Source organism: Pseudomonas sp. PS02303 (assembly GCF_029959925.1).
Classification (GTDB): Bacteria; Pseudomonadota; Gammaproteobacteria; order Pseudomonadales; family Pseudomonadaceae; genus Aquipseudomonas; species Aquipseudomonas mandelii.
This window is the reverse complement of record NZ_JASCOM010000026.1, coordinates 24,801-46,889: the sequence shown is the minus strand read 5'-3', so window position 1 is coordinate 46,889 and position 22,089 is coordinate 24,801. Positions and strand designations below refer to the sequence as shown.

The 22,089-nt window shown below is 54.1% G+C and carries 20 protein-coding genes; 14 read left to right on the top strand and 6 right to left on the bottom strand.

The annotated features are described in order from the left end of the window. Positions 1-9: 9 nt before the first annotated feature. Entirely contained in the window at positions 10-975 is a 966-nt protein-coding gene (locus QMX98_RS09720) for a glycosyl hydrolase family 5 (RefSeq protein ID WP_282410654.1), read from the bottom strand. A gap of 306 nt (positions 976-1,281) precedes the next feature. On the opposite strand from QMX98_RS09720, the gene QMX98_RS09715 reads away from it, so the two are divergent. From QMX98_RS09715 to QMX98_RS09680, 8 genes are all read left to right on the top strand, one after another. Then, a complete protein-coding gene (locus QMX98_RS09715) occupies positions 1,282-1,722 on the top strand; it encodes a low molecular weight protein-tyrosine-phosphatase (RefSeq protein ID WP_282410653.1) in 441 nt (146 codons plus the stop codon). Positions 1,723-1,766: 44 nt separating this feature from the next. Further along, the gene (locus QMX98_RS09710) at positions 1,767-3,995 is read left to right on the top strand and encodes a polysaccharide biosynthesis tyrosine autokinase (protein ID WP_282410652.1); all 2,229 of its coding nucleotides are present in this window, start codon (positions 1,767-1,769) and stop codon (positions 3,993-3,995) included. A gap of 96 nt (positions 3,996-4,091) precedes the next feature. Continuing rightward, complete coding sequence (locus QMX98_RS09705; RefSeq protein ID WP_010456278.1) at positions 4,092-5,174, top strand: glycosyltransferase; 1,083 nt, start codon at positions 4,092-4,094, stop codon at positions 5,172-5,174. Positions 5,175-5,188: 14 nt separating this feature from the next. Further along, entirely contained in the window at positions 5,189-6,301 is a 1,113-nt protein-coding gene (locus tag QMX98_RS09700; RefSeq protein WP_042932696.1) for a polysaccharide pyruvyl transferase family protein, read from the top strand. Next, positions 6,298-7,518, top strand: coding sequence for a polysaccharide biosynthesis C-terminal domain-containing protein (locus tag QMX98_RS09695; protein WP_282410651.1), 1,221 nt, complete (start codon positions 6,298-6,300; stop codon positions 7,516-7,518). Before QMX98_RS09700 ends, QMX98_RS09695 begins: the two co-directional genes overlap by 4 nt. Beyond that, entirely contained in the window at positions 7,518-8,621 is a 1,104-nt protein-coding gene (locus tag QMX98_RS09690) for a hypothetical protein (RefSeq protein ID WP_010456273.1), read from the top strand. The genes QMX98_RS09695 and QMX98_RS09690 overlap by 1 nt, the downstream gene beginning before the upstream one ends. Before the next feature lie 12 nt (positions 8,622-8,633). Further along, positions 8,634-9,671, top strand: a complete 1,038-nt coding sequence (locus QMX98_RS09685; RefSeq protein ID WP_282410650.1) for an acyltransferase — start codon at positions 8,634-8,636, stop codon at positions 9,669-9,671. 39 nt (positions 9,672-9,710) lie between these two features. Further along, on the top strand, positions 9,711-10,862 hold the full coding sequence (locus QMX98_RS09680; protein WP_282410649.1) for an SGNH/GDSL hydrolase family protein: 1,152 nt from the start codon (positions 9,711-9,713) through the stop codon (positions 10,860-10,862). 4 nt (positions 10,863-10,866) lie between these two features. On the opposite strand, the gene QMX98_RS09675 is transcribed toward QMX98_RS09680, so the two are convergent. Both QMX98_RS09675 and galU read right to left on the bottom strand, forming a co-directional pair. After that, a complete protein-coding gene (locus QMX98_RS09675) occupies positions 10,867-11,274 on the bottom strand; it encodes a mannose-1-phosphate guanylyltransferase (protein WP_010456266.1) in 408 nt (135 codons plus the stop codon). Positions 11,275-11,301: 27 nt separating this feature from the next. Next, positions 11,302-12,135, bottom strand: a complete 834-nt coding sequence (gene galU, locus QMX98_RS09670) for a UTP--glucose-1-phosphate uridylyltransferase GalU (RefSeq protein ID WP_010456264.1) — start codon at positions 12,133-12,135, stop codon at positions 11,302-11,304. A 310-nt stretch (positions 12,136-12,445) separates the two neighbouring features. Between galU and galE the strand changes: the two genes are divergently transcribed. From galE to QMX98_RS09640, 6 genes are all read left to right on the top strand, one after another. Beyond that, complete coding sequence (galE, locus tag QMX98_RS09665) at positions 12,446-13,462, top strand: UDP-glucose 4-epimerase GalE (protein WP_282410648.1); 1,017 nt, start codon at positions 12,446-12,448, stop codon at positions 13,460-13,462. Between the two features lie 141 nt (positions 13,463-13,603). Further along, complete coding sequence (locus tag QMX98_RS09660; RefSeq protein ID WP_083376201.1) at positions 13,604-13,846, top strand: hypothetical protein; 243 nt, start codon at positions 13,604-13,606, stop codon at positions 13,844-13,846. Between the two features lie 140 nt (positions 13,847-13,986). After that, positions 13,987-15,042 (top strand): polysaccharide biosynthesis/export family protein, encoded by a 1,056-nt coding sequence (locus QMX98_RS09655; RefSeq protein ID WP_081853998.1) that lies wholly within the window; start codon positions 13,987-13,989, stop codon positions 15,040-15,042. Between the two features lie 14 nt (positions 15,043-15,056). Next, entirely contained in the window at positions 15,057-15,722 is a 666-nt protein-coding gene (locus QMX98_RS09650; protein WP_282410647.1) for a YjbF family lipoprotein, read from the top strand. Next, complete coding sequence (locus tag QMX98_RS09645) at positions 15,719-16,480, top strand: capsule biosynthesis GfcC family protein (protein WP_010456254.1); 762 nt, start codon at positions 15,719-15,721, stop codon at positions 16,478-16,480. The genes QMX98_RS09650 and QMX98_RS09645 overlap by 4 nt, the downstream gene beginning before the upstream one ends. Next, positions 16,477-18,555: a YjbH domain-containing protein gene (locus QMX98_RS09640; RefSeq protein ID WP_102594399.1), complete on the top strand. Its 2,079-nt coding sequence runs from the start codon at positions 16,477-16,479 to the stop codon at positions 18,553-18,555. Before QMX98_RS09645 ends, QMX98_RS09640 begins: the two co-directional genes overlap by 4 nt. A gap of 298 nt (positions 18,556-18,853) precedes the next feature. Here QMX98_RS09640 and QMX98_RS09635 read toward each other — a convergent pair whose 3' ends face one another. From QMX98_RS09635 to QMX98_RS09625, 3 genes are all read right to left on the bottom strand, one after another. After that, complete coding sequence (locus QMX98_RS09635; protein ID WP_042932702.1) at positions 18,854-20,248, bottom strand: undecaprenyl-phosphate glucose phosphotransferase; 1,395 nt, start codon at positions 20,246-20,248, stop codon at positions 18,854-18,856. Between the two features lie 360 nt (positions 20,249-20,608). Next, on the bottom strand, positions 20,609-21,298 hold the full coding sequence (locus QMX98_RS09630; RefSeq protein WP_077748251.1) for a helix-turn-helix domain-containing protein: 690 nt from the start codon (positions 21,296-21,298) through the stop codon (positions 20,609-20,611). 29 nt (positions 21,299-21,327) lie between these two features. Next, on the bottom strand, positions 21,328-22,089 hold the full coding sequence (locus QMX98_RS09625) for an EAL domain-containing protein (RefSeq protein WP_010456245.1): 762 nt from the start codon (positions 22,087-22,089) through the stop codon (positions 21,328-21,330).

Below are 22,089 nucleotides of genomic sequence, written 5' to 3'. Positions count from 1 at the left end.
TCATCAGGGTCACTTCAATAACATTTTGACGGCAGCTTCCGCAGGTTTTGATGTTCCATCGGACGACTTTAATCCAAAACTTCGCTCGCGATCATTGCTGCCAGAGTCGCTGTTTTTCCATTCGTAAAGGGACGTCAGCGGTATATTCAGTTTTTTGACGTCCGAGATAAATCTTGTAATGCGTGATGCTTGTCCGGCGGTGCCTCCGATGGAACTGAGCGATGGCACTCCCCATTCGGTAATGACCCCCGGCACATGGAAGTTATCAAGGATAAACGCTTGAGTACGGCTGATTTCGGTGCCCGACATGCCATACGGGTGATAAGAAACAGCGCTGAGGCACCGTGGGTGTTCCCTCAGGATCTCAGTCAGTGCGACGGTCGCCTTGGAGTCTTTGGTGGGCGCCTTCGCGAATCCAAAGCCGATCAGGGGTGTTGAGTGATCCCGCTTTTGTAACGCGTTGCACACTGCGCTCATGAACGGCACAAACGTTACTTCAAAATCCTGGGTAGGCCAGTATTTTGGCAAGTCCGGTTCATTCCAGATTTCAATGGCGACAAGCTGCGTACTGAAGGCGTTTTCCAGACCGATCACCGAGTTGGCGAATGAATCTCCCGCAGCGGCGAGATCTATCCCACTGCTTTGCGTTTTGTGGGTTAACGCTTTGGTGGAGCGAACGGTCATCAATACTGGCAGGTCGGCGGATTTGGCCGCTGCGAAGGCTTCACTGATGTGTTGTTGATACGCCGGGTTACCCAGGCTGTTCGTCCATACGCCAAAGCGCACGAATCCAAACCCTGACGCCTTGATCTCATGGGCGTCGGCGGTCGAGAAATTCTGGATCTTCACCTGAACGCCTATTGTCTTGTTGTCCTGGGCCAGCGCTGAAAAAGCCTGACTGGCGTAAACAGGGCTGAAGGCGCCAAGTATAAATAGCGTTGAAGTGGCAATCAGTCGAAAACACATGGAGGGCATAACGGGCAGTTCCTGTAGTCGTCCAGAGTAGAGGGCAGGGGAACATAGCATTAGTCAGTTAATACAGCGATACCATTAATCTTTCCGCCCAGACGTCCATTGTTAATATTGGTCGGATAAATAACTTTCCTATCGCGAGTGTTATTTATGGTCCGGTTTTCTGGTTGGGCATTTTTTGTGTGTCGTGGTATTTAATACGAAAGTATTTTCATGATGGATCCCACTCTGAATGCGGGACGGTCTTGTTGGCTCACTTATAGCCTCGCTATACGTGGGCCGAATCGACACTACACGGGAAGAGTAGCCTTGTTCAGAAAGATTCTTGTGGTCTGCGTCGGCAATATATGCCGAAGCCCGACCGCTGAACTGTTGCTTCGCCATGCGCTGCAACCTTCAGGTATCTCAGTGACCTCCGCGGGATTGAACGCGCGGGTGGGTGAGTCTATGGAGCCCGATGCACTTCGGGTTATTGAAGAACAGGGTCACGAAGACCAAGGGTTTAAAGCGCGGCAGATTACGCCTGCCATTGTCAATGAATCAGACCTCATTCTGGTCATGGAAAAAGAGCATGTACAGGGCGTACTAAAGATTGCATCACACGCCAGGGGCAAAGTGTTTCTTCTGGGGAAGTGGCAGAGTGAACGCGAAATAAAGGACCCGTATCGTCAAGGAAAAGCTGCGTTTGTCCATGCCCATGCATTGATTGAAGATGCCGTTTGCTCATGGGCGCAGCGCCTCGGACGTTGATGGATGATTTTCAGATTAGTAATAATGGTAAAAGAATAGACCTTATGCAGTTACCGTCAGTAGTCAGCACCCGGGATAAAGACAGAGACGAGATTGATCTGCTCGGTTTATTAGGCACATTGATTGACCATAAATGGTTAATAGGTGCCATCACCGGGGCGTTCATGGTGACCGGTGCCGCGTATTCGATTTTATCGCCGCCCGTGTATCTGGCGAACGCCCTGGTCCAGGTCGAGCCGAAAAAGAACGACATGCTGGGGTTCTCGGATATCAGCAGCATGCTCGGTGGACAATCACCGGCGGCTACCGAGATCGGCATTATCAAGTCTCGTGCGGTTATCGGTAAAACGGTCGATGATCTGCATCTTGATATTGTGATTACGCCCAACACCTTTCCCGTTATCGGTGGCTTTCTTGCTCGGCGCTATAAAAGCAGCCCTGCGGAAAGTGTCTCGCTACCACGCTTTGGCATGAACAGTTATGCCTGGGGCGGCGAGCGCCTTTATATCGAACAGCTCGATCTGCCGGCTGAACTGTTGGGCAAGAAATTGATGTTGGTCGCCGAAGAGCGCAATCGATTCAAGCTCTACGATGACAACGGCGGTTTGTTGGCCGAAGGTGCCACAGGCGAAGCCATCGCACAGGAGGGTGTCGAAGTCCTTATCGCGAGCATGGCCGCGAATCCGGGCACTAAATTCGAAGTCGTGCGCAATCCACGTATTGTCACCATTCAGAATTACCAGGACGCCCTCGATGTATCCGAGCAAGGTAAAGAGTCGGGCATTATAAGTCTGGCCCTGGCCAGCACCGACTACACCTTGGCGGTGAAGATTCTCAACAAGATCTCAAGGCTTTATGTGCAGCAGAATGTGCAACGCACCTCTGCCGAGGCGGCCCAGAGCCTTGAGTTCCTGCAGGCGCAACTCCCGCAAGTCAAAGACGATCTGGTCAAGGCCAGCAACGCGCTGAACAGCTATCAGACCCACGGAAATACAGTCAACATCTCCCTCGAAACCAAGTCTGTGCTGGAACAGATGGTGGTGCTGGATACGCGCATCTCGGATCTCAAACTCCAGCAAGCCGACATGGACCGAAAGTTCACCCGGGAGCATCCGGCCTACCGCGCATTGATGGCGCAGATGGGGGATTTGAACAAACAGCGACAAGGGTTGGAAAAGAAAGTCCAAGGACTTCCGGCGACACAGCAGGAGCTGTTAAACCTGACCCGTGATGTGGAAGTGGCGACACAGATTTATACCCAGTTGCTGAACAAATCCCAGGAGCTGGACATTGTCAGGGCCGGGGCGGTCGGCAATGCGCGGCTGATTGATACGGCGGACGTCGACATCACCACCCCGGTCAAACCGCGCAAAGCCCTGATCGTATTGATTGCGACGTTGCTGGGTGGCTTTGTCGGTGTAGCGCTGGTGTTAGTGCGTAAATCGCTGAGCAGAGGACTTGAAGGGCCGGAAGCCATCGAGCAACTGGGGCTGCCGGTTTATGCCTCCATTCCTTACAGCACCCTGCAACAAGAAGAAGATACTAAAAAAGTCAGACAGGGCGACGGAGCCCACAGCCAGTCTTTCCTATTGGCCCTGCGTAACCCCACGGACCTGTCCATCGAATCGATCCGCAGCTTGCGGACCTGCTTGCATTTTGCAGGGCTGGATGCGACCAACAACCGGATCATGATCTCCGGTCCGAGTCCCCAGGTAGGCAAAACATTTGTCTCTTCCAACCTGGCCGCGGTCATCGCTCAAAGTGGGCAGACGGTCGTACTGATCGATGCCGATATGCGCAAAGGTCATCTGCACAAGACCTTGGCGACTCCGATCAGCAATGGCTTGTCCGATCTGTTGACCAAGCGCTGCAGCATCGAGCAAGCGATCAATAAACTCGAAGTCGATAACCTGCATTTCATCAGTCGGGGACAAGTACCGCCCAACCCGTCCGAACTGTTGATGCATGCCAACTTCAGAGAACTCCTCGCTGAACTGAGTGAACTCTACGACGTGGTAATCATCGACACGCCACCTCTTCTGGCCGTGACCGATGCGGCCATCGTTGGACGTGAAGCCGCCATTAATCTGATCGTGACGCGCTTCGGCGTCAATCCGGCCAAAGAGATCGAATTGACGATTCGTCGGTTTGCTCAAAACGGCATCGAATTGAAAGGCGCGATTTTCAACGGTGTCGAGAAGCGAGCGTCCAGCTATTACGGTAATGGCAGTTATGGCTATTACAACTACGAGTACGCCTCTGACAAGTCGTAAATGCGGGTTCTATTTGCCAGGTCATGGACTGAGAGTGGACTCACCATTCTCCGGTCCCTGTCGCCTTGCGACTACGATAATGGAGTTGGGTGAACTGTGAAAAAAATACTACATGTGGCGGAAACGATTAAAGGTGGTGTTGCGACGGTCATCCGGACGATATCAACCCCTCCCAAGGGCGACGCCCAGCAGTATGAACTGGTGTATTTGATTCCCTTCGACCAGAAGAAAGAACTGCATGGCATTGATGAAAAAGACATCAGGACCTTCTCCCGAAACAAGAGAGATGTCGTCTCCCTGCTGCGCTTTGCCTGGCAACTCATTCGAGTGATCTTCAAGGAAAAACCGGATGTCGTGCACTTGCACAGCACGTTTTCCGGGGTCATTGGCCGATGTGTGTGTTTAATCTTGCGGCCTTGGCGGTCTCCGAAAATCATCTACTGCCCGCATGCGTTTTCGTTCTTGATGGAAAGTTCTCCTGCCAAACAGAAAGTGTATTCTCTGATTGAGCGGCTTTTGCAAAAAGTCACGGATGTCATTATCTGTGTCAGCCAGTATGAACTGGATAAAGCGGCCTCGTTTGGTATCGACCGCCGCCGTATGAAACTGATCTACAACGGCATTCATTATAAAAACGATGAGAGCCTGTCCAGTCAGTGCACGGATATTCAACTTTTATTTGTGGGTCGACTGGACTATCAGAAGGGCTTTGATGTCTTGCTCAAGGCATTCACGGAAGTTGAGCGCACCGACTTGAAACTGACTGTGGTTGGCAGTGCGGTGAATGAGGAACCGGTAGAGTGCCCCGTCATTGACGCTGTTGAATACCTGCCTTGGGTGACCCCGGCCGAAGTCAATGCCCTCTATAAAACCGCCGATGCCCTGATTGTCCCCAGCCGCTGGGAAGGTTTTGCCATGGTTCCCCTTGAGGGCATGGCCATGGGCGTGCCCGTTATTGCCAGTGACTGCACTTCGCTCCCTGAACTGGTCACGCACAACGTCACGGGCTACATATTTTCGACGGGCGATCACCAGGCGCTCAGTAACATCTTAGTGAACATCAAGAAACAGAAGTTGCTGGAACTCGGCACCGAAAGCCGCAAGCGGGTGCGCGAACGGTTCAGCGCAACGCTGATGATCCAGAAAACCTATGACGTGTATTCCGCTCAAACTTATTAAGTAGATATCAAGATATGAACGTAACTATTTTGCATGGCTACAGTGCATCCAATTCCGGTGATGGCCTCCTGGTGGATTTGGCAATCGCCTTGGTGCTGCGAAACTTTGGTGCTGACACGTTAATCAATGTCGTTGCGTCAGACCCCCAATCATTTAGTTACCTTCCCTATAAGCGGTATGACGCGCCGGTCATGGCGGCTAAAGGACTGGGACGCGTGAAGGAAGCGGTTTTCCTTAAACAGTCTTACGCGCCACTCGCCGACCTCTTGAGCACCAGCGATCTGATCGTAGGGGTGGGCGGTGGGTACATGCGGTCAAAGAGCGCCTTTGAACACATCAAGCTGAAACTGGGCCATGCCAAACAGCTCGAAACGGCGATCTTGAGTAAGGTGCCGTCGGTTTACCTGCCGCAAAGTATCGGCCCGTTCCACGGCGAGAGCAGCGCGATCGTAAAACACTACGCCAGTGCCGATGCGGTGTTTGTCCGTGACAACAGGTCGTCGGCCATTTTCCAATCCAATGAAAATGTCTATCGAGCGCCGGACCTGGCGGTCCAGGCGTTGGCGAAAAAGATTCTGGTGCAACCCAAGTTCACCCGCTGTGCGTCATCGCCGGCCGTAGTCTGCGTGGTTTTACGCAAGCCGCCGGAATGGAGCAAAGAGAAAAAGATCGCCTACGTTGCCAACTTGAAGCTTCTTTTGAAGAGACTAAGGGCGAAAAGCAAAGTGGTCTGCGCTGTTCAAAGCGCCGTTCGTGGCAACGATGACGGGGCGTTCTATCGGGAACTTGGCATTACCGAGGATCTCTTGCCCTTGAAGGCGACCCTGTCCAAGTATCAGCCCGACCTGGTCATTTCCGTAAGGCTGCACGGAGCCATCGAGTCTCTGCTCGCCGGCGTGCCTGCGTTCCATATCAGCTATGAACGCAAAGGTTTTGGCGCCTATCAGGATATGGGCGTGGAAGATTGGGTGATCAACGGCGGGGACATCAATGTCGACACCATCATCGACACTGTTTACGCGCCGAATGCGTTGTCCAGATTCGGTAAAAAACTGACGGACACCTGCAAAGAAATCGAAGCCAAAACGGAGCTGATGGACACGATCATCAAAGGGATTGTTCGATGATATTTCGGCTGTTGCTACGCGGAGGTGCTTTAGGCGCAAAGTTCTTGCTGGTGTTGGCCATCACGCATTACCTGGGTTATGAGGCTTTGGGTTTCTACGGGGTGGTGGTGGCCGCTTCATTGATCGCTTCCAAGTTTTACAGCGTCGGGTTCAGTTCTGAAATCAACCGGCTGATCAGCGTGGGGGGCAGTTCGAAGCTTGTCGTTGATAAGGTACTGATTCTGTACCTGGCCGTTGGTTTGTTGTTATCGGTGGTCACGGTCGCGCTCTACTCACTGTTCAGTGATGTTGAGGCGAGTGCCGCGTTGATCGCGTGCGTCACGCTGTTGCTGCTCACCGAGCATCTGTCCTTCGAAATAAACTCGTTTGTCTTTTCCGCACAAAAGGCCAACTGGGGCGCGTTGTTGTTTTTCATCAAGACCGGCCTCTGGGCGCTCCTTGCCGTGGGCGGACTGATGACCGGCGTAGTGTCCACCATCGCCAGTGTGCTTTGGTTATGGGTGGCCACCAACCTGTTGGTCATCGTGGCCGGTTACTTCATTGTGGCTGACGTACATAAGGGCCGGGGCGTCAGTGCCGTCACCACGGTTTCGGTCTGGAGAGCAGGGTTGCCCTTTTATCTGGGAGGCGGGCTGATCGCATTAAGTCAGTACGCTGAACGTTTTCTGATTCTGGACATTGAACCGTATGCCAGCCTCGGCAAATACGTTTACTCCTGGTCTGCCGCCAACACGTTGCAAGCACTGTCCTACGCTGTTGTTGCGGTGGTGGGCATTCCCGTGCTCGCCAAGCGTTATAAAAATAGCCAGCAGGCGCTGACGGTCCGGCAATTGTTCGTTAATCAATGGGTGCTGCGCTCCCTGATGGTTTCCTGCGCGGTGGCTGTGCTGATTTATGCGTTCTTCAATATCTTGCTCGATTATGTGGACGCAGCAGTCCCGCGTCCGGATAACCGGATTTTAGCGATTCTGATTTTCTCTTTTGCCCTGCGCGCCGTCGGCGATATCGTCTGGGGCGGTCTTATTGCCTCGAAGAACAGTCGGGTTTCGTTAGCCAGTGCAGCGATCTGTTTGGCGGTTTCACTGCCCGTCAGCTATGTGCTCATCAAGCACTATTCAATTTATGGCGCGGCGTGGGGCAATGTCTTTTCGATCACGGTGCAGTTGGCCGTCATTGCTTTGTTGACCAGGTTTGCCCGGTCAAAGGGGGCCTTGTAATGGCCATCTCGCTACCGTCCATAGAGTTTCGCGGAAGAAAACTCGATTCACCCATTTCATTCCTGATTCTGCTGTGTGGTCTTTTTCTGTCTATTGCGATGCCGCTGCTGATGCACCGCGATCCTGGCCCGGATGCCATGACCTTGTGGACGTCATACGTTCGTTCAGACAACTGCAATTTCTGGAATCCGTTTTCACCAGACCGGTCCTCTTATGAGTGCTCCGCTTACCTGCTGCGTCCCACCGGTATCAACCTGACCAATGCGTGGGCCTACGGGATGTTGTGCAACCTGTTTCTGACCTCTATCCCGATCTTCATCTTCAAAAGAATACCGATAACGATCTTCCTGACCTTGTGCCTGTGGGGAGTAGTCAGGTCGTTTTTTCTCGATAACCTGACCAAGGAAATCATTGTCTCGGTGGCGGTGATCGCCATTCTGTTTTTCTCCTTTTCGAAACGCTACCGCGCGGGCTTTTTCCTCTCTGCGCTGTTTTACGGTGTGCTGATCCGGCCCTACTGGATATTGTTTTCGCTGGTCTGGGTCGGTGTGTGCGTGATGAAGAAGCATGTATCGCGTTTCAGCTTTTTCGTGATGTTGTTCATGTTCTACCTGGTGATCGCGACGGCCATTCAGTTGCTGGTCGGCTATTCGGTTTCATCCATTCGCGCCAGTAACAATGAACAGCGGACTTTGGGTGAAGAAGGCTCGAAGTCATTGATCGTTTCATGGATTAACGGCGGAGATTTCGTGTCCCAGGCAGTGGACTCGATGAGCATCTTTTTCAGACTGTCTTTCCCGGTGGAGTTGATCCTGCTCTCCGGCCTGGGGCAGATCATATTCGTCGTCCTGATGATGATGACCTCGTTGTTGATGTTCAAAATGATGACGTCGAGTCACTACAAGGGCTCGACCATCGAGCCGAAAGTCAAAGAGCTGATTGCGATCCCTCTGTCCTTTTTATTGGTGCAGGGGTTGTTCGAGCCTGACTTCGGCTCGTTTGCCCGACATTTCTCCATGGTGGTTCCGGTGCTGTTTCTGGGGCTGGGATTGCAGCTGCGCTCAAAGAAACCCGAGTCGGTTGAATCAAGCGTCCAGCGCTGAGGTTTGTGGTCTATGCAAAGCAAGAAAAAATCGTTGGAAATAGAAACGCTCAGAGGCCTGGCATGCCTGCTGCTGGTGCTCTATCACGTGATAGGTCCGCTGGGCGGCGGACTGAAAATCGACCTGGGGTCACCTTTTCGGGTGTTGGCGGATTCGATGGTGTACGTCAGGATGCCGCTGTTCACCTTCATATCGGGCTACATCTATTCGATATACAAGATCAGAGGCAATGACTTCTCCGCTTACTGCGTTGGCAAGGTGAGACGGTTGATCGTGCCGTTGTTTTTTGTCGGTATTCCATTTTCGGTGCTGCAGGTTGTAGGGCCTGGCGTTAACAAGGAGGTCGGGTTAATCGACGCCTTGTTGTCGTTCTACATACCGGTTAACCATTTCTGGTTTTTGCAGGCCGTCTTCATCATCTTTGTGTTTGTCGGTTTTCTGCAGTGGCGCGGTCTGTTGCAGACGGCGACGCGGCTGTATCTGCTGTTCTTGTTTTCGGCGCTGGTGTTCTTGTTGCCGCCTTTTCCGGTTGACGCGTTTGGCATCAATGGCGCGATCTATTTGCTGCCGTTTTTCGTGACAGGGATGATTTGCCACGAAAACGTCAGTGCCTTGAAGCAATCGCTGAAAGTGATCGGGCCGGTCGTGTTCGTCTTGATATCGGCTGTGCTGCTGTATGTCGCCGCCGTGGATCGCGAACTCATTGTCGATCGTAGAAGCGTTGTCGGTTTGCTCGTTGGCTGTATGTCCTGTGTCGCGCTACTGTCGACTGACATGCGCTCTAAAGCTCTGATCTGGCTGGGTGGATATTCTTACGCCATTTTCCTTTTTCACGTGCTGTTTGCTGCCAGTTCGCGGTTTGCCTTGGGTCGTTTGGGCGTCACGGACGACAGCGTTCTGGTCGCAGGCGGCGTGCTGTGCGGATTGTTGGGGCCCGTGCTGTTGTCGAACATTTTCAGCCGCTTCACCCTGACTTCCGTTCTGTTCCTGGGCGAGCGAGTTACCCGCAAAAAGACTCCAGCGGTCGGGTTGAAGGTGCCTCAATCCTGAGTGCCCATTCAGCCGGCTTACTGATAGAGGAATGAGCCAGTGGTAGATGTCGATGATGTGCGCCCCGTTCCTGCTCAGGTTGTCGAAGTGAGAAGTTCACGCGATCGGCTTGCTGCAATGACCAAGGGTAAAGCGGGGGCGGTGCTGGCCATCTCGGTAATTGGCGACAGTTACAGCGCGGGGCAGGATTTTTATCTCAATGCCCTCACTCAGCACTTGGCGAAAGATTTTGGTTTCGCCGGGCCTGGTTATGTCGGGTTCAATCACGGTGCCGCGCTCGGCGGTACGAATTTCAAATACACCCGCAGCAGCAAGAAGTACTTCGGTGGAGATTGGGACGTTTCCAGTCTTGGCCAGGCGAGTCCGGACAGCCGCACCGTAACCGGGCAGGCGGGCGCTTTTCTTGAAGTGGATTCCAAAGAAACGGCATCCATCAATACAGCCATTACCGACGCCAAGTTGCTCTACCTGGGCAATGGAAAAACCAGTGAGATGCGCTATCGGTGGACACCTTCAGACACCTGGCAGCCTTTGACGTTGGCCGGTTCCGGGGTTCAGGAAGTGCAACTCAGTATCCCCGCCAATGCTGAATGGTCGTTAAAGCTCGAAGTTGTGAAAGGTGCGCCGACGTTGTTTGGTCTGTGGCTGGCCAATAATCAGGGCGGCGTCAGGGTCTCCAAACTCGCTGCTTCCGGTGGCGCCTCAGGTGACTTTTATAAAAACGACCGTCTATGGCAAACCCAATGGAAGGCCATCGTTTCCAAGATACCGGCGGACGTTTACCTGATCATGTTAGGCGGCAATGACCAGGGGTTTGGCGTCAAGCCCAACGACTATCTGGAGAACATGAAAGGGTTGGTGCGGATGATTCGCGAAGTTCATCCGGCGGCGAGCATCAACGTGATCTTGCGTCAGGACACAACGCGCTCCAGTGCGTATCCGATGTCGGAGTACGCCCAGGTGCTTGAGCCTTGGGCGCGTTCGGAGCACATCGTGTATTCGAGTTTGCAGTGCACGTTCGGTCCCGACTTCAAGCGCTACGCCAATGACGGGCCGACGCCCATGATCGGTCCGGACAAAATCCACCCTATCCCGGGTTCGGGCGGTCGGCTTATTGCCGATTACGTGTATCGCCTGATTGTCGGAGGGGGCGGTGAGTCGCCGGGCCAGTGTGGTTCCGCTTTGAAATAATCATTCACCGTTCAAAGCGTTCCAGATGGCTCAGCAGCTCTGCGGTTTTCACAGGCATCAAGTCAGGATCACATCGCGTTTCAATATTGATAACAATTGCCGGGTCGCTATAGCGCACGCGAACCCGGAATCGCCAATCATTGAAAATCACTTTAAGCCCGTCGCTTTCATCGATATCCAGGGACTGGTGGGCGTACAGATTTTTCAGATGGTTCAAGAGTGCAAAAGGGTCCCTGACCGGGCGATGGATATCGCCCGAAGAGGGGAACACCCCGATGCGCTCAACCAACAAGGCTGTGCCAAACCAGGCCGCCGAAGTGGAGGATAACGACGGGGTTTTCGACAGCCAGGCCATCACCCCGACGTTGCCCGCTTTCTGTTCGATGTCTACCGAGCGTTTTGCAGTGGTCATAGTGGCTTGCCTGGATGAGTGAGTGGGTCAAAGACCGTTGAGATACAGATGCTCATAGCAAAAGTTGGTGGCGTCGATATAGCCTTCTGCACCACCACAATCAAAGCGCAGGCCTTCGAACTTGTAGGCCAGCACGCAGCCATTTTGGGCCTGCTTCATCAGTGCGTCGGTGATCTGGATTTCGCCACCCTTGCCCGGCTGGGTGTCGGCGATCAAATCAAAAATATCGGGGGTCAGAATGTAGCGGCCAATGATCGCCAGGTTGGACGGTGCGTCCTCGGGTGCCGGCTTCTCGACCATGCTGTTGACCCGGTAGATCCCTTCGGAAATCAACTCCCCAGCGATCACGCCATATTTATGAGTCTGATCTCGAGGCACTTCTTGAATGGCCACGATCGAGCAGCGGAATTTTTTGTAGAGCTGGATCATCTGCGCCAGTACGCCGTCACCTTGCAGGTTCAGGCACAGGTCATCCGCCAGCACCACGGCGAACGGTTCGTCACCGATCAAGGGGCGACCGCTGAGAATCGCGTGCCCCAGGCCTTTCATTTCGACCTGACGGGTGTAGGCGAACGTGCAGGTTTCAATCAGCTCCCGAGTGCCGGCCAGAAACTTTTCCTTTTCGGTGCCGCGAATCTGGTGTTCCAGTTCATAGCTGATATCGAAATGGTCTTCCAGCGCACGCTTGCCCCGGCCGGTCACAATTGCCATGTGCTGCAGACCGGCGTCCCGTGCCTCTTCAACGGCGTACTGGATTAAAGGCTTGTTGACGATCGGCAGCATTTCTTTCGGCATGGCTTTAGTAGCAGGCAAGAAGCGCGTGCCATAACCGGCGGCGGGGAACAAGCATTTACGAATCATAGATATATCCTGGAAAGTCATTATTCACATCCACGCAGAAACAATATCGAGTGTGGCTGTGAGTTTTGAAGTATTACTGAGGTTGTACTTTAATACCTGAGTGAGGCTTTATTGGCAATTATTAGCAGGCGTAGAGTGGGGCAAATGTTATTAGTTGTCGGGGCTGATGCCTTTTAGTTAATTTTAGTCGGGGTCTGTTAATAGTGTTGGTTGTTCTGAAGTGCTAATAAGTGTTTGGCGTCAATGGGTGATGTTCACATTTAACATTGCCTCTAATTGAGCACTTCAATACCCCACTATGGACCGCTCTATGAAGATTCTGGTAACGGGTGGAACCGGTTATATCGGTTCTCACACTACACTTGCGCTGCTTGAGGCGGGCTTTGATGTGGTTGTGCTGGACAACCTTTGCAACAGCTCTGACGCGTCCCTGCACGCCATTGAAGCCATCTGCGGCAAGTCCGCACCGATGATTCGCGGGGATGTGTGCGATCGGGCATTGCTGGACCGGATTTTTCAGGAGCATTCCATTGATGCTGTCCTGCATTTTGCCGGGCTCAAGGCCGTAGGCGAGAGCGTGCGCAAGCCGCTTGAGTATTACGAGGCCAATGTTTGCGGGAGCATTACGCTGTGCCAGGCGATGTCGGCGGCGGGCGTGTTCCGGTTGGTGTTCAGTTCATCGGCCACGGTGTACGGCGCGCCTGAGCAGATGCCGATCCGGGAAGATTTCCCCACCGGCACGCCAACCAATCCTTACGGGCAATCCAAGCTGTTCATCGAAAACGTGCTGCAGGATCTGTGTGCGGCAGAGCCGCGCTGGAGCATTGCGCTGTTGCGTTACTTCAACCCGATCGGCGCTCATGCCAGTGGCCACATGGGGGAAGACCCCAGCGGGATTCCCAATAACCTGGTGCCTTACATCAGCCAGGTGGCCGTCGGCAGTCTCAAGGAGTTGTCGATATTTGGTGACGATTACCCCACCGTCGATGGCACCGGCGTGCGCGACTACATCCACGTGGTGGATCTGGCGGACGGGCACCTCAAGGCATTACAGACGATCTCGACGCGTACCGGAATCAATATCTGGAACCTGGGCACGGGCGATGGTTACAGCGTTCTGGAGGTAGTGCGGGCGTTCGAGCAGGCGTCGGGGCGTCCAGTGCCTTATCGCGTGATGCCACGACGCTCGGGCGACATCGCCGAGTGTTGGGCCGATCCTTCCAAAGCGGCGAAGGAGCTCGGCTGGAAGGCCACGCGAAATCTACAGGAGATGATGACAGACACCTGGCGTTGGCAATCGAATCATCCCAGGGGTTACGCCGAGTAGGGCTTGAAACAGGCCGTCAGCGCCTGGTTTTTCTGCTGAACTGTTATATCAGGACGCAATGTTAATTATGGTCGGGAAAATTGACTGGAAACACGTCCCGCAAGTCCGTAGATATAAAGAACACGCAAGAAGGAGTTTGATATGAAAAAGATGATGGTGATTGCCGTATTGTCCATGATGAGCAGCGGGGCTTTCGCAGTAGAAGTACCTCTTTCGCTGGATACAAAAGTGCTGGGTGATGTAACGGCGGCACAAGCTGCATTGGCCAGCACTGCGATTGTTTCAGGCGCAGTGGCTGCCTCCAGCAGCGGCGGAAGTTCCAACGGCGGAACAACCGGAAGTACCGGCACAACAGGCACTACCGGTACCACCGGCACACACTGATAAATACTGCAGGTGTCATCCAAGATTGCCCGGCTAACACTGGGTGATCTTGTTTTGGGTTTGCCCTTGAATAGCGTAGTGCCATTATGATTCGTAGCGTTCCTTTTTTAATGCTGGCAAGTATTGCTTTGCAAGGTTGTATGTTTTCGCCGGGCCAACATATGAGCACCAGCGATATCACTCGCGAAGGCTCAAGCGAAAACAGTCGGGTCGAGCTTATTCCGATTACCCCCAAGCTTATCGCCATGGACAGGGCCACTCAGGTACATGAGTCATTACCCCCGGAATTGTTGACCACGCCCGACGAATACCGCATCGGTAACAACGATGTCTTGTACATCACGGTATGGGATCACCCCGAGCTGACCGCACCTTCTGGCGCGCAACAGCAGATCGATGCAAACGGCCGTCTTGTTCGGTCCGATGGCACGCTGTATTACCCCTACATCAAAGAGGTCCAGGCCGCCGGAAAGACCATCCAGCAACTGCGATCCGATATTGCCGAGAAGTTGTCCACCTTCATCTCGGACCCGCAAGTGGATGTCGCCGTGTTGCGCTTTGCCAGTCAGAAAGTGGTGGTGTCGGGCGCTGTATTGAAAGCAGGCCCTCAAGCGATTTCCACCAATCCGCTCAATGTGGTTGAAGCCCTGGGTTCGGCCGGTGTCGATCCGCTGAATGCGGACTTGTCCGGGTTGCTGTTGACGCGAAACGGGCGGGTTTATCCGCTGAATCTCGATGCGCTCAATCAGCAGAATGCAGAGTTGCAGAAGGTCTACCTCAGAGGCGGCGATCAGTTGTATTTGCCCTACAACGACAGCAAGAAGATCTACGTGATGGGCGAGGTCAATCAGCCGCGTGCATTGACGTTCAAGACCCGCACCATGAATCTTTCCGACGTCATTGGTTCGGTAGGAGGGTTGAACCAGACCACCTCGAACGGCAACGCCGTGTACGTCATTCGCGGTGTAGAAAACCTCGATGTCGAACCCGCCAAAATCTATCAATTACAAGCCGAGTCGCCGTCCGCCATGGCGCTCGCCACTCACTTCGATGTCCGCCCTCAGGACATTGTTTATGTAGGCCCTGCCAACGTTACCCGCTGGAACCGCTTCATCAGTCAATTGGTGCCATCGGCCTCGATTCTCGGTATGGGCGCGGCGGCACAAAACAACTTAAGTGAAGCCAACAGCAGATAAGGTCTGGTCCCACTGTGAGAACGTTGAACGTTAGCGTCTGCTTGATAGCGGCCTTGCTGTTGTGTGGATGTAATCCGCTGATGAAGGCCACGCTGGCGAACTTCAAAGCCGTGGCCACCGGGCCTGACGACCTGGAGTTGACTCCGGCGCAAGTGGCCGAGGTTCAGTATCCGCAACTCAAGCTGACCACCCCTTCCGGCGAAGGGGTGTTGGCGATGGTGCGTGAGCGAGGTGACTTGCAGTACTGGGTCGCGTCCGGCAAGCAGGTGTTGTTGCTGCGCGACGGCCTGGCGGTTCGCACTGTCGGCCTGGGCTTTGAAGGTGACCTGGACGGGACCCGTATCGAAGCGCAATCGCCGTTCAAGCAAGGCCTTCACCGATTGCCCGATGGATACACCAGCCAGCGCTGGATCGATCTTTATCGAGGTTACGAAGTGGGTGTTGCCGTGAGCAGCCGCTTTACCCGAAAACCCATGGAAACCCTCAGGATCCTGGACAAGGAATACGCCGTGCTGCGTGTCGATGAGCAGATAGAGGCACCGGCTATTGGCCTGCGCGCGACCAATCATTATTGGGTCGATCCGGATAACGGTTTCATCCTCCAGAGTGAACAGCAACTGACAGGGCAACTCAGGGTGAAGATCGTGCAGTTGACCTCTGAGCGCGGGGCTGTCCGTTGAAGTTTCCCAAGGTGTTATGGACGTGCCTGTTGTTGATCTGCGGTGGCGTGAATGCGGCAGTCAACGTCAGCGGTGATGTGCGCAATCCGGGGCCGGTCGAGCTGCAACCCGGGGGGCGCGTGCTGGACGTGATGCGTTTGGCGCAACCCAATCCTGAAAGCTACTGGCTGGCGGCCGCCTGGCTGCGACAACCATTGCTTGAGGAGCAGACCCGACTCAAGACCGGGGTCCTGTTTGACTTGAAGGTGCTGCAACGCACCGCATTGCTCTTCAATCGGCCCAGCCGGGCGGCATTGGCGTTGCAGTTGTACGAGCAAGTCAGCCGCATGCCGGTTACCGGGCGCCAGGTGGCGGTCCTTGATCCGATCGCGGTGGAGGTCGGCTTCGCTCGCAACTTCCGCCTCGATGACGGCGACAGCCTGATCTACCCCAAGCGTTCCGATGTGGTTGAAGTGCTGGGCGCTGTCGCCGAACCGTGCCGGCTCGCCTTTCGCCCGCTGCAAGAGGCGCGGGATTACCTGCAAGGGTGTTCATCGCTGACCGATGCCGAAGCCGATTACCTCTGGATCGTTCAGCCCGACGGGGTCACCCGCCGTGTCGGCATTGCGCCGTGGAATCGTGAAAGCGGGCAGGTGCCTGCCGCCGGCAGCAAAATCCTGGTCCCTGTCAAAACCGATGATCTTAATCCGCCTATACCTGAACTGAATCAGCAGTTGGCCGAATTTCTTGCCACGCAACTGGCTGAGGTGGTTCCTTGAATTTACGTTTTGCTGCAGTGCTGTTGTTGCCGTGTGGTTTGGCTCATGCAGAGCCGCGATTGACTCAAAACGATTTCGGCGGCGTGGGCTTGATGCAAACGCCGACGGCTCGAATGGCACCGGCCGGCGAGTTGAGTGTGAATGCCAGTCGAACCGAGCCCTATACCCGTTACAGCGTTTCATTGCAGCCATTTGAATGGCTGGAAGGCTCGTTTCGCTATACCGCGATCACCAACCGCCGGTATGGCCCCGAATCGTTGAGCGGCGACCAGAGTTACAAAGACAAGGCTGTGGACCTCAAGGTACGCCTTTGGCAAGAAAGCCACTGGGCACCTGAACTGGCCCTGGGCTTTCGCGACATCGGCGGTACCGGCCTGTTCTCCAGCGAATTCCTGGTCGCCAACAAACGCTATGACGACTTTGATTTCAGCGCGGGTATTGCCTGGGGATACATCGGCAATCGAGGCGATTTCGACAACCCGTTGGGTTGGGCGGCTGATCGCTTCAATACCCGGCCGGACGGCGAGGGCACCGGTGACGTCAACACCAATGCCTATTTCCGTGGGCGACCTTCATTGTTTGGCGGCGTGACCTACCAGACCCCCTGGGAGCCGCTCAGCCTGAAGCTTGAGTACGAAGGCAACGACTACAAAAACGAGCCGAAAGACAACGTCATCAAGCAAGATTCGCCCATCAACATCGGCGCCGTGTTCAAGCTGACCGATTCGGTCGATCTCAGCGCGGGTTGGGAGCGCGGCAATACCGCGATGTTCGGCATCACCCTGCACACCAACTTCGTCAGCCGCAAGGCGCCGGCCAAGACTTACGATCCGCCCGCGGAGCGTCTGCCGACACAGGCTCCTGCCACACCACCGGATCAGGTTAACTGGGCCAACGTGTCCCAACGTTTGCAGAAAAATGCCGGCTACAAAGTCGAGCGCATCACTCAGCGCGGCCCCGAGTTGTTTGTGTACGGCGAGCAGACGAACTATTTCCATTCGGCCAAAGCCGTCGGCCGCGCCAGCCGGATTCTGGACAACAGCGTCAACGACGATATCGACTGGTTCACCCTGGTGAACAAGCGCTACGACATGCCGCTGGAAGAAACCAGCGTGCCGCGCGAGACCTTCCGCGAAGTGGTCAACAATGAGGAGCCGCTGCAAACCTTGCACCGAACCACTGAGGTCAACGGGGCGATGCCGCATACCGAGACCACGCTCTATACTGCCGCGCGCGATCCCTTCAGCTATGGTGTCGGGCTGGGCTACAAACAGAACGTCGGTGGCCCTGATGGTTTGCTCTATCAGCTGAGTGCCGATGCGGACGCCGAGTATCGTTTCACGCGCAATACCTGGTGGAGCGGCCTGCTCAGCGCCAACCTGGTGAACAACTACGACAACTTTACCTACGACGCACCAAGTGGTTTGCCCCGGGTGCGGACCGACCTGCGCAAGTACCTGACGACCTCTGACGTCACCATGCCCACGTTCCAGTTCAGCCACGCCGAGCAACTGGATAAAGACCTGTATGGCATGGTCTACGGCGGCTATCTGGAGTCGATGTTTGCCGGTGTGGGCGGTGAGGTACTGTTCCGTCCGGCAGGCCAGCGTTGGTCGGTGGGTGCAGACCTGAACTACGTGCGTCAGCGCGAGTTCAACCAGGGTTTTGGCTTGCGCGATTACTCGACCGTGACCGGCCATATCACCGGTTATACCGACTTGCCTTTCGATACCCAGGCCGCCGTCAGTGTCGGCCGCTACCTGGCGCGGGATTGGGGCGCCACAGTCGATCTGTCACGGGAGTTCCGCAATGGTGTGCGATTCGGTGCCTGGGCCACGCTGACCACTGCGACGACAGCGGAATACGGTGAAGGCAGTTTCGACAAGGGCATCTACATCTCCATTCCGTTCGATGAACTGATGAGCATGTCGACCATGCGTCGGGCCAATATCGTCTGGTCGCCGCTGACCCGGGACGGCGGTGCACGGCTCAATCGCAGCTACTGGCTGCATTCGATGACCGATAGCCGTGACAGCGACTTGTTCTACCGTAACTTCGACAAGATCACTGAGTGAACGCGGGCGATCTGCAGGGCGATTAGCGCTGTAGATCGCATCGCGGTCGACCGAAAGGGGACAACCTGGAAGGTCTTGTAGTAAGCAGCGCCATCTTGCGCAGGGTTCTCTGCGTTAAAACGACACACTTGCAATGATAAGTCGGGGGCTGACTCAGCTCCCGGCTTGAACAAGTGTTGCCGTGTGTCAGGGAGACTGGTGTGGCAGGGGCGTAAGTGCGACTCAGCGCCTGATACACGCCCATGAAAAAGGGGACTTGCGTCCCCTTGTCATTTTGCGGTGCCTGGTATTCAAGTGATCAATAGATGTCTTTTGACAGCAAGGTAAAAGGCGTCTTCACCAGGATCTTCAAATCCAGCCACAACGACCAGTTATTGATGTATTTGAGATCGATCTCCACACGCTTTTGCATCTTGTCGATGGTGTCGGTCTCGCCACGGCAACCGTTGATTTGAGCCAACCCGGTAATCCCCGGTTTGATTCGGTGGCGAGCCATGTAGGCGAGAATCTTCCCGGAGTAGTAATCGTTGTGCGCAACGGCGTGGGGACGTGGTCCGACCAGGGCCATATGGCCTTGCAGCACATTGATCAACTGCGGCAGTTCGTCGAGCGAAGTACGGCGGATAAAGCGTCCCACCGGAGTGATCCGAGAATCGTTACGGCTGGCCTGCTTGACCTCAAGGTCATCGTGCACGCGCATCGAGCGAAACTTCCAGACCTGGATCACCTTGCCATTCCAGCCGTGGCGGTCCTGCTTGAAGAACACCGGGCCGGGAGAGTTGAGTTTAACGGCCAGGGCAATCAGTAACAGCAACGGACTTAGAAGAACCAGGGCCAACAGCGCCACGCTCTTTTCCAACAGGCTTTTACTCAGTGCGGCGGTTGGCTGGCTGGTCAACGGGCTTTCATTCAAGTAGATCGCCGGCAAGCCGTCCACGACCCTTACCGAGTGATTGAGCAGCATCAGGCTGTTCAAGTCCGGCACCCAGACCACATCGACGTTGGCCCCCAGCAAATCGATATACATGGCTTCAATGTTTGCCGCTTCACTCAGGGGTAGCGTGATGTACAAACGGCGGATGTCATGGGTTTTGATCAGCGCCAGCAGATGCTCTTGCGGGCCTACGATCGGCGGTGAGCCCATCGCCAGCGGGAGCGTTGTGTCGGTGCTGACCAACCCCACCAGCGGGAAGTGTTCAAGGCTACGCAGCTTCCGGGCAAGACCCAGCGCCAACTCGCCCGTACCGACGATCAGGGTTTTATGCTCGCTTTGAAGTGACCGTTGATAGTATTGCGAGAATCCGTGCAGCGGCACGTACAACAGTGCCTGCCCGAGATAACCGCAGGCTGCCCATATCAAGATCAGTTGACGGGAAAACAGTCCATCGGCCTTGCAGATGAATGCCACACAGGCCAATGCCGCCAGGGTCATTGTCCAGCCCACCAACAAACGTCCCAATCCCTCCAGGTAGTTATCTTTCTTTGCATAGACGCCACACCAGGTATAGGCGGGCACCGAGGCAAGTACCGTTAGAATTGCGCACACTCGGTAATAGAACTCCACCGTCCCGGTGTGGTAATAAACCAATAGAAACAACAGGGCTACAACAAAGCCCTGACCCAGTGCCCATTGTCCCCAGAAGGTCAATCCTTTGAGGTGGGTATTTCGATTGATACGAAGATTGTTAACCATGCGATATCCCCAAAATACGTCCATTCGCGTGTCGACAGACAAGAGCCAAGTTGATGTGGTAAGCATTATTATTTTTATAAGAGGGCAAAACATTGACGGTCGAAATGCCACTGTGCGGCGTGCTCGTCAGTGAATAGATTAATTTATTGGGCAGAAAGCTGTCTGACGACTTTTAACGAGTGGTAAGTTGGTGTGCTGGTTATATTGAGGCGGCGAAGTGTTAGAAATAGTCGATAATGAAAGTTGATTTCAGGAAGGGGCAAGCGAGATGGTCTGCGGAGAGGGGAGGGGCCGGAGGGTGAAATGGTGGGGTGCTTTTTTGTTTTTGTATGCACTACCATTGCGATCAATCTTATTGATTCAGGTGAGACTTTTCCCCCGTACTATTTTTTGAATCAGGCAATAGCCACGATTCCTCACGGCCCGGAACAAACGTTCACCATTGCTGGCACTCTTGAACTTTTCCTGTAGCCTGCTCAAGCACATTTCCAGGCCTCGATAATGCTCGGGTTCTCTGCCGATGCTCCGAATAAGATCATCTTTACTTACGACTCGCTCATCATGGTGCAGCATTTTCTTGACCAGTGTGGCTTCTAGCCCGGTCAAGACAACCTCTACGTCATCTTTGATCAACGCACCATTGCCATGACTCAATCGCCAGGCTTCTGTATAGGGATAATGCGGTTTTACCGCCTCGTTGAGGAGTGAATCCTGAGTGTTTTCCCGGTCTTCATCTGCCCGTGAGGATATGTTGCTGAACTGCGTATCGGACTGGGCCGCTCGCCACTCGGATTCGAATGAAGAGAGAATGCGCTGTGTATCATGTCTGATAACGGGAGGGACAATTCTGTCCAGGTGAGGGGAAATAAATTCCATTAGTTTAGGGGCGGATGAGGGTAGGGCAACACCCTCGACAAACATCTTTGCCTGCGACGTACCAAATGAGTTATATCGCTCGCTCGATAATAATGCCTCAAGCTCTAGTTGTAATGCCGGGCTGTGAGTAACGACGACAAAATATTTTCTGGGGAGGGGTGTACTGCTTTCCATGTCTCTCTCCTGAAGGGCATACTCAGTTTTTAATTCAAAAGGTTGTCGGCAGGGGAGTAATGGCTCCCTTGAAAGTATTCAAACGGCAGCGCGCGCGCCAGTATATGGCTCGCGGCATGCTCCACTCTGTCAGCTATGAAGGCGACTTTAGTGGTGTGGGTCAGCATGGTCATGCGTTCGTGGAGACGATTGAATAATTCGGGGTTGCCCGTGAGTTTAAGGCTTAAGTCTAGGGTTGAAAGAGGGATCTTGATATAGTCGAAAAGATTCAGGGTTGTAAAGATCTCGATACTTTCATTGTCGATGTTGTAACCATCGAACGCGATTTCTATGCCGTGGTCTTTCAACAGATACACATTGTTGAGAATCTTCTTTTTTTCACTGAAACTGACCGCCGAAAGAGGCAGTTCATTGAAAGCGATAACCAGCGTCTGACCAAAGTTGTGCAGGGCGTCGCTGGACTGTATCAACTCTTCCGCGAGTGCTGAATCGGCGAGGTCTGATTGTCCGACGCAGACAAATCTACGACTTAAGTATTTGTTTTTGCTGGATATATTATGGTCTTTCAGCGAAAAGGCAATCAACCGGGTCTGCATGAGCACTTCACTGTAGATGCCGCTCATCTGCTGCATGGATGCCGCAAAAGATGCATGGGCTGGCTGAGCCGGACTGTCGTCAAACTGTATTCTGATCTCGCTGCCAAATGGGCAGTCATCACGAGTGAGGATCAATTGTCGAGACAGATAATGACTCGCACGATAGATGTGTGACGCGCTCATCGTTGCGTTCAT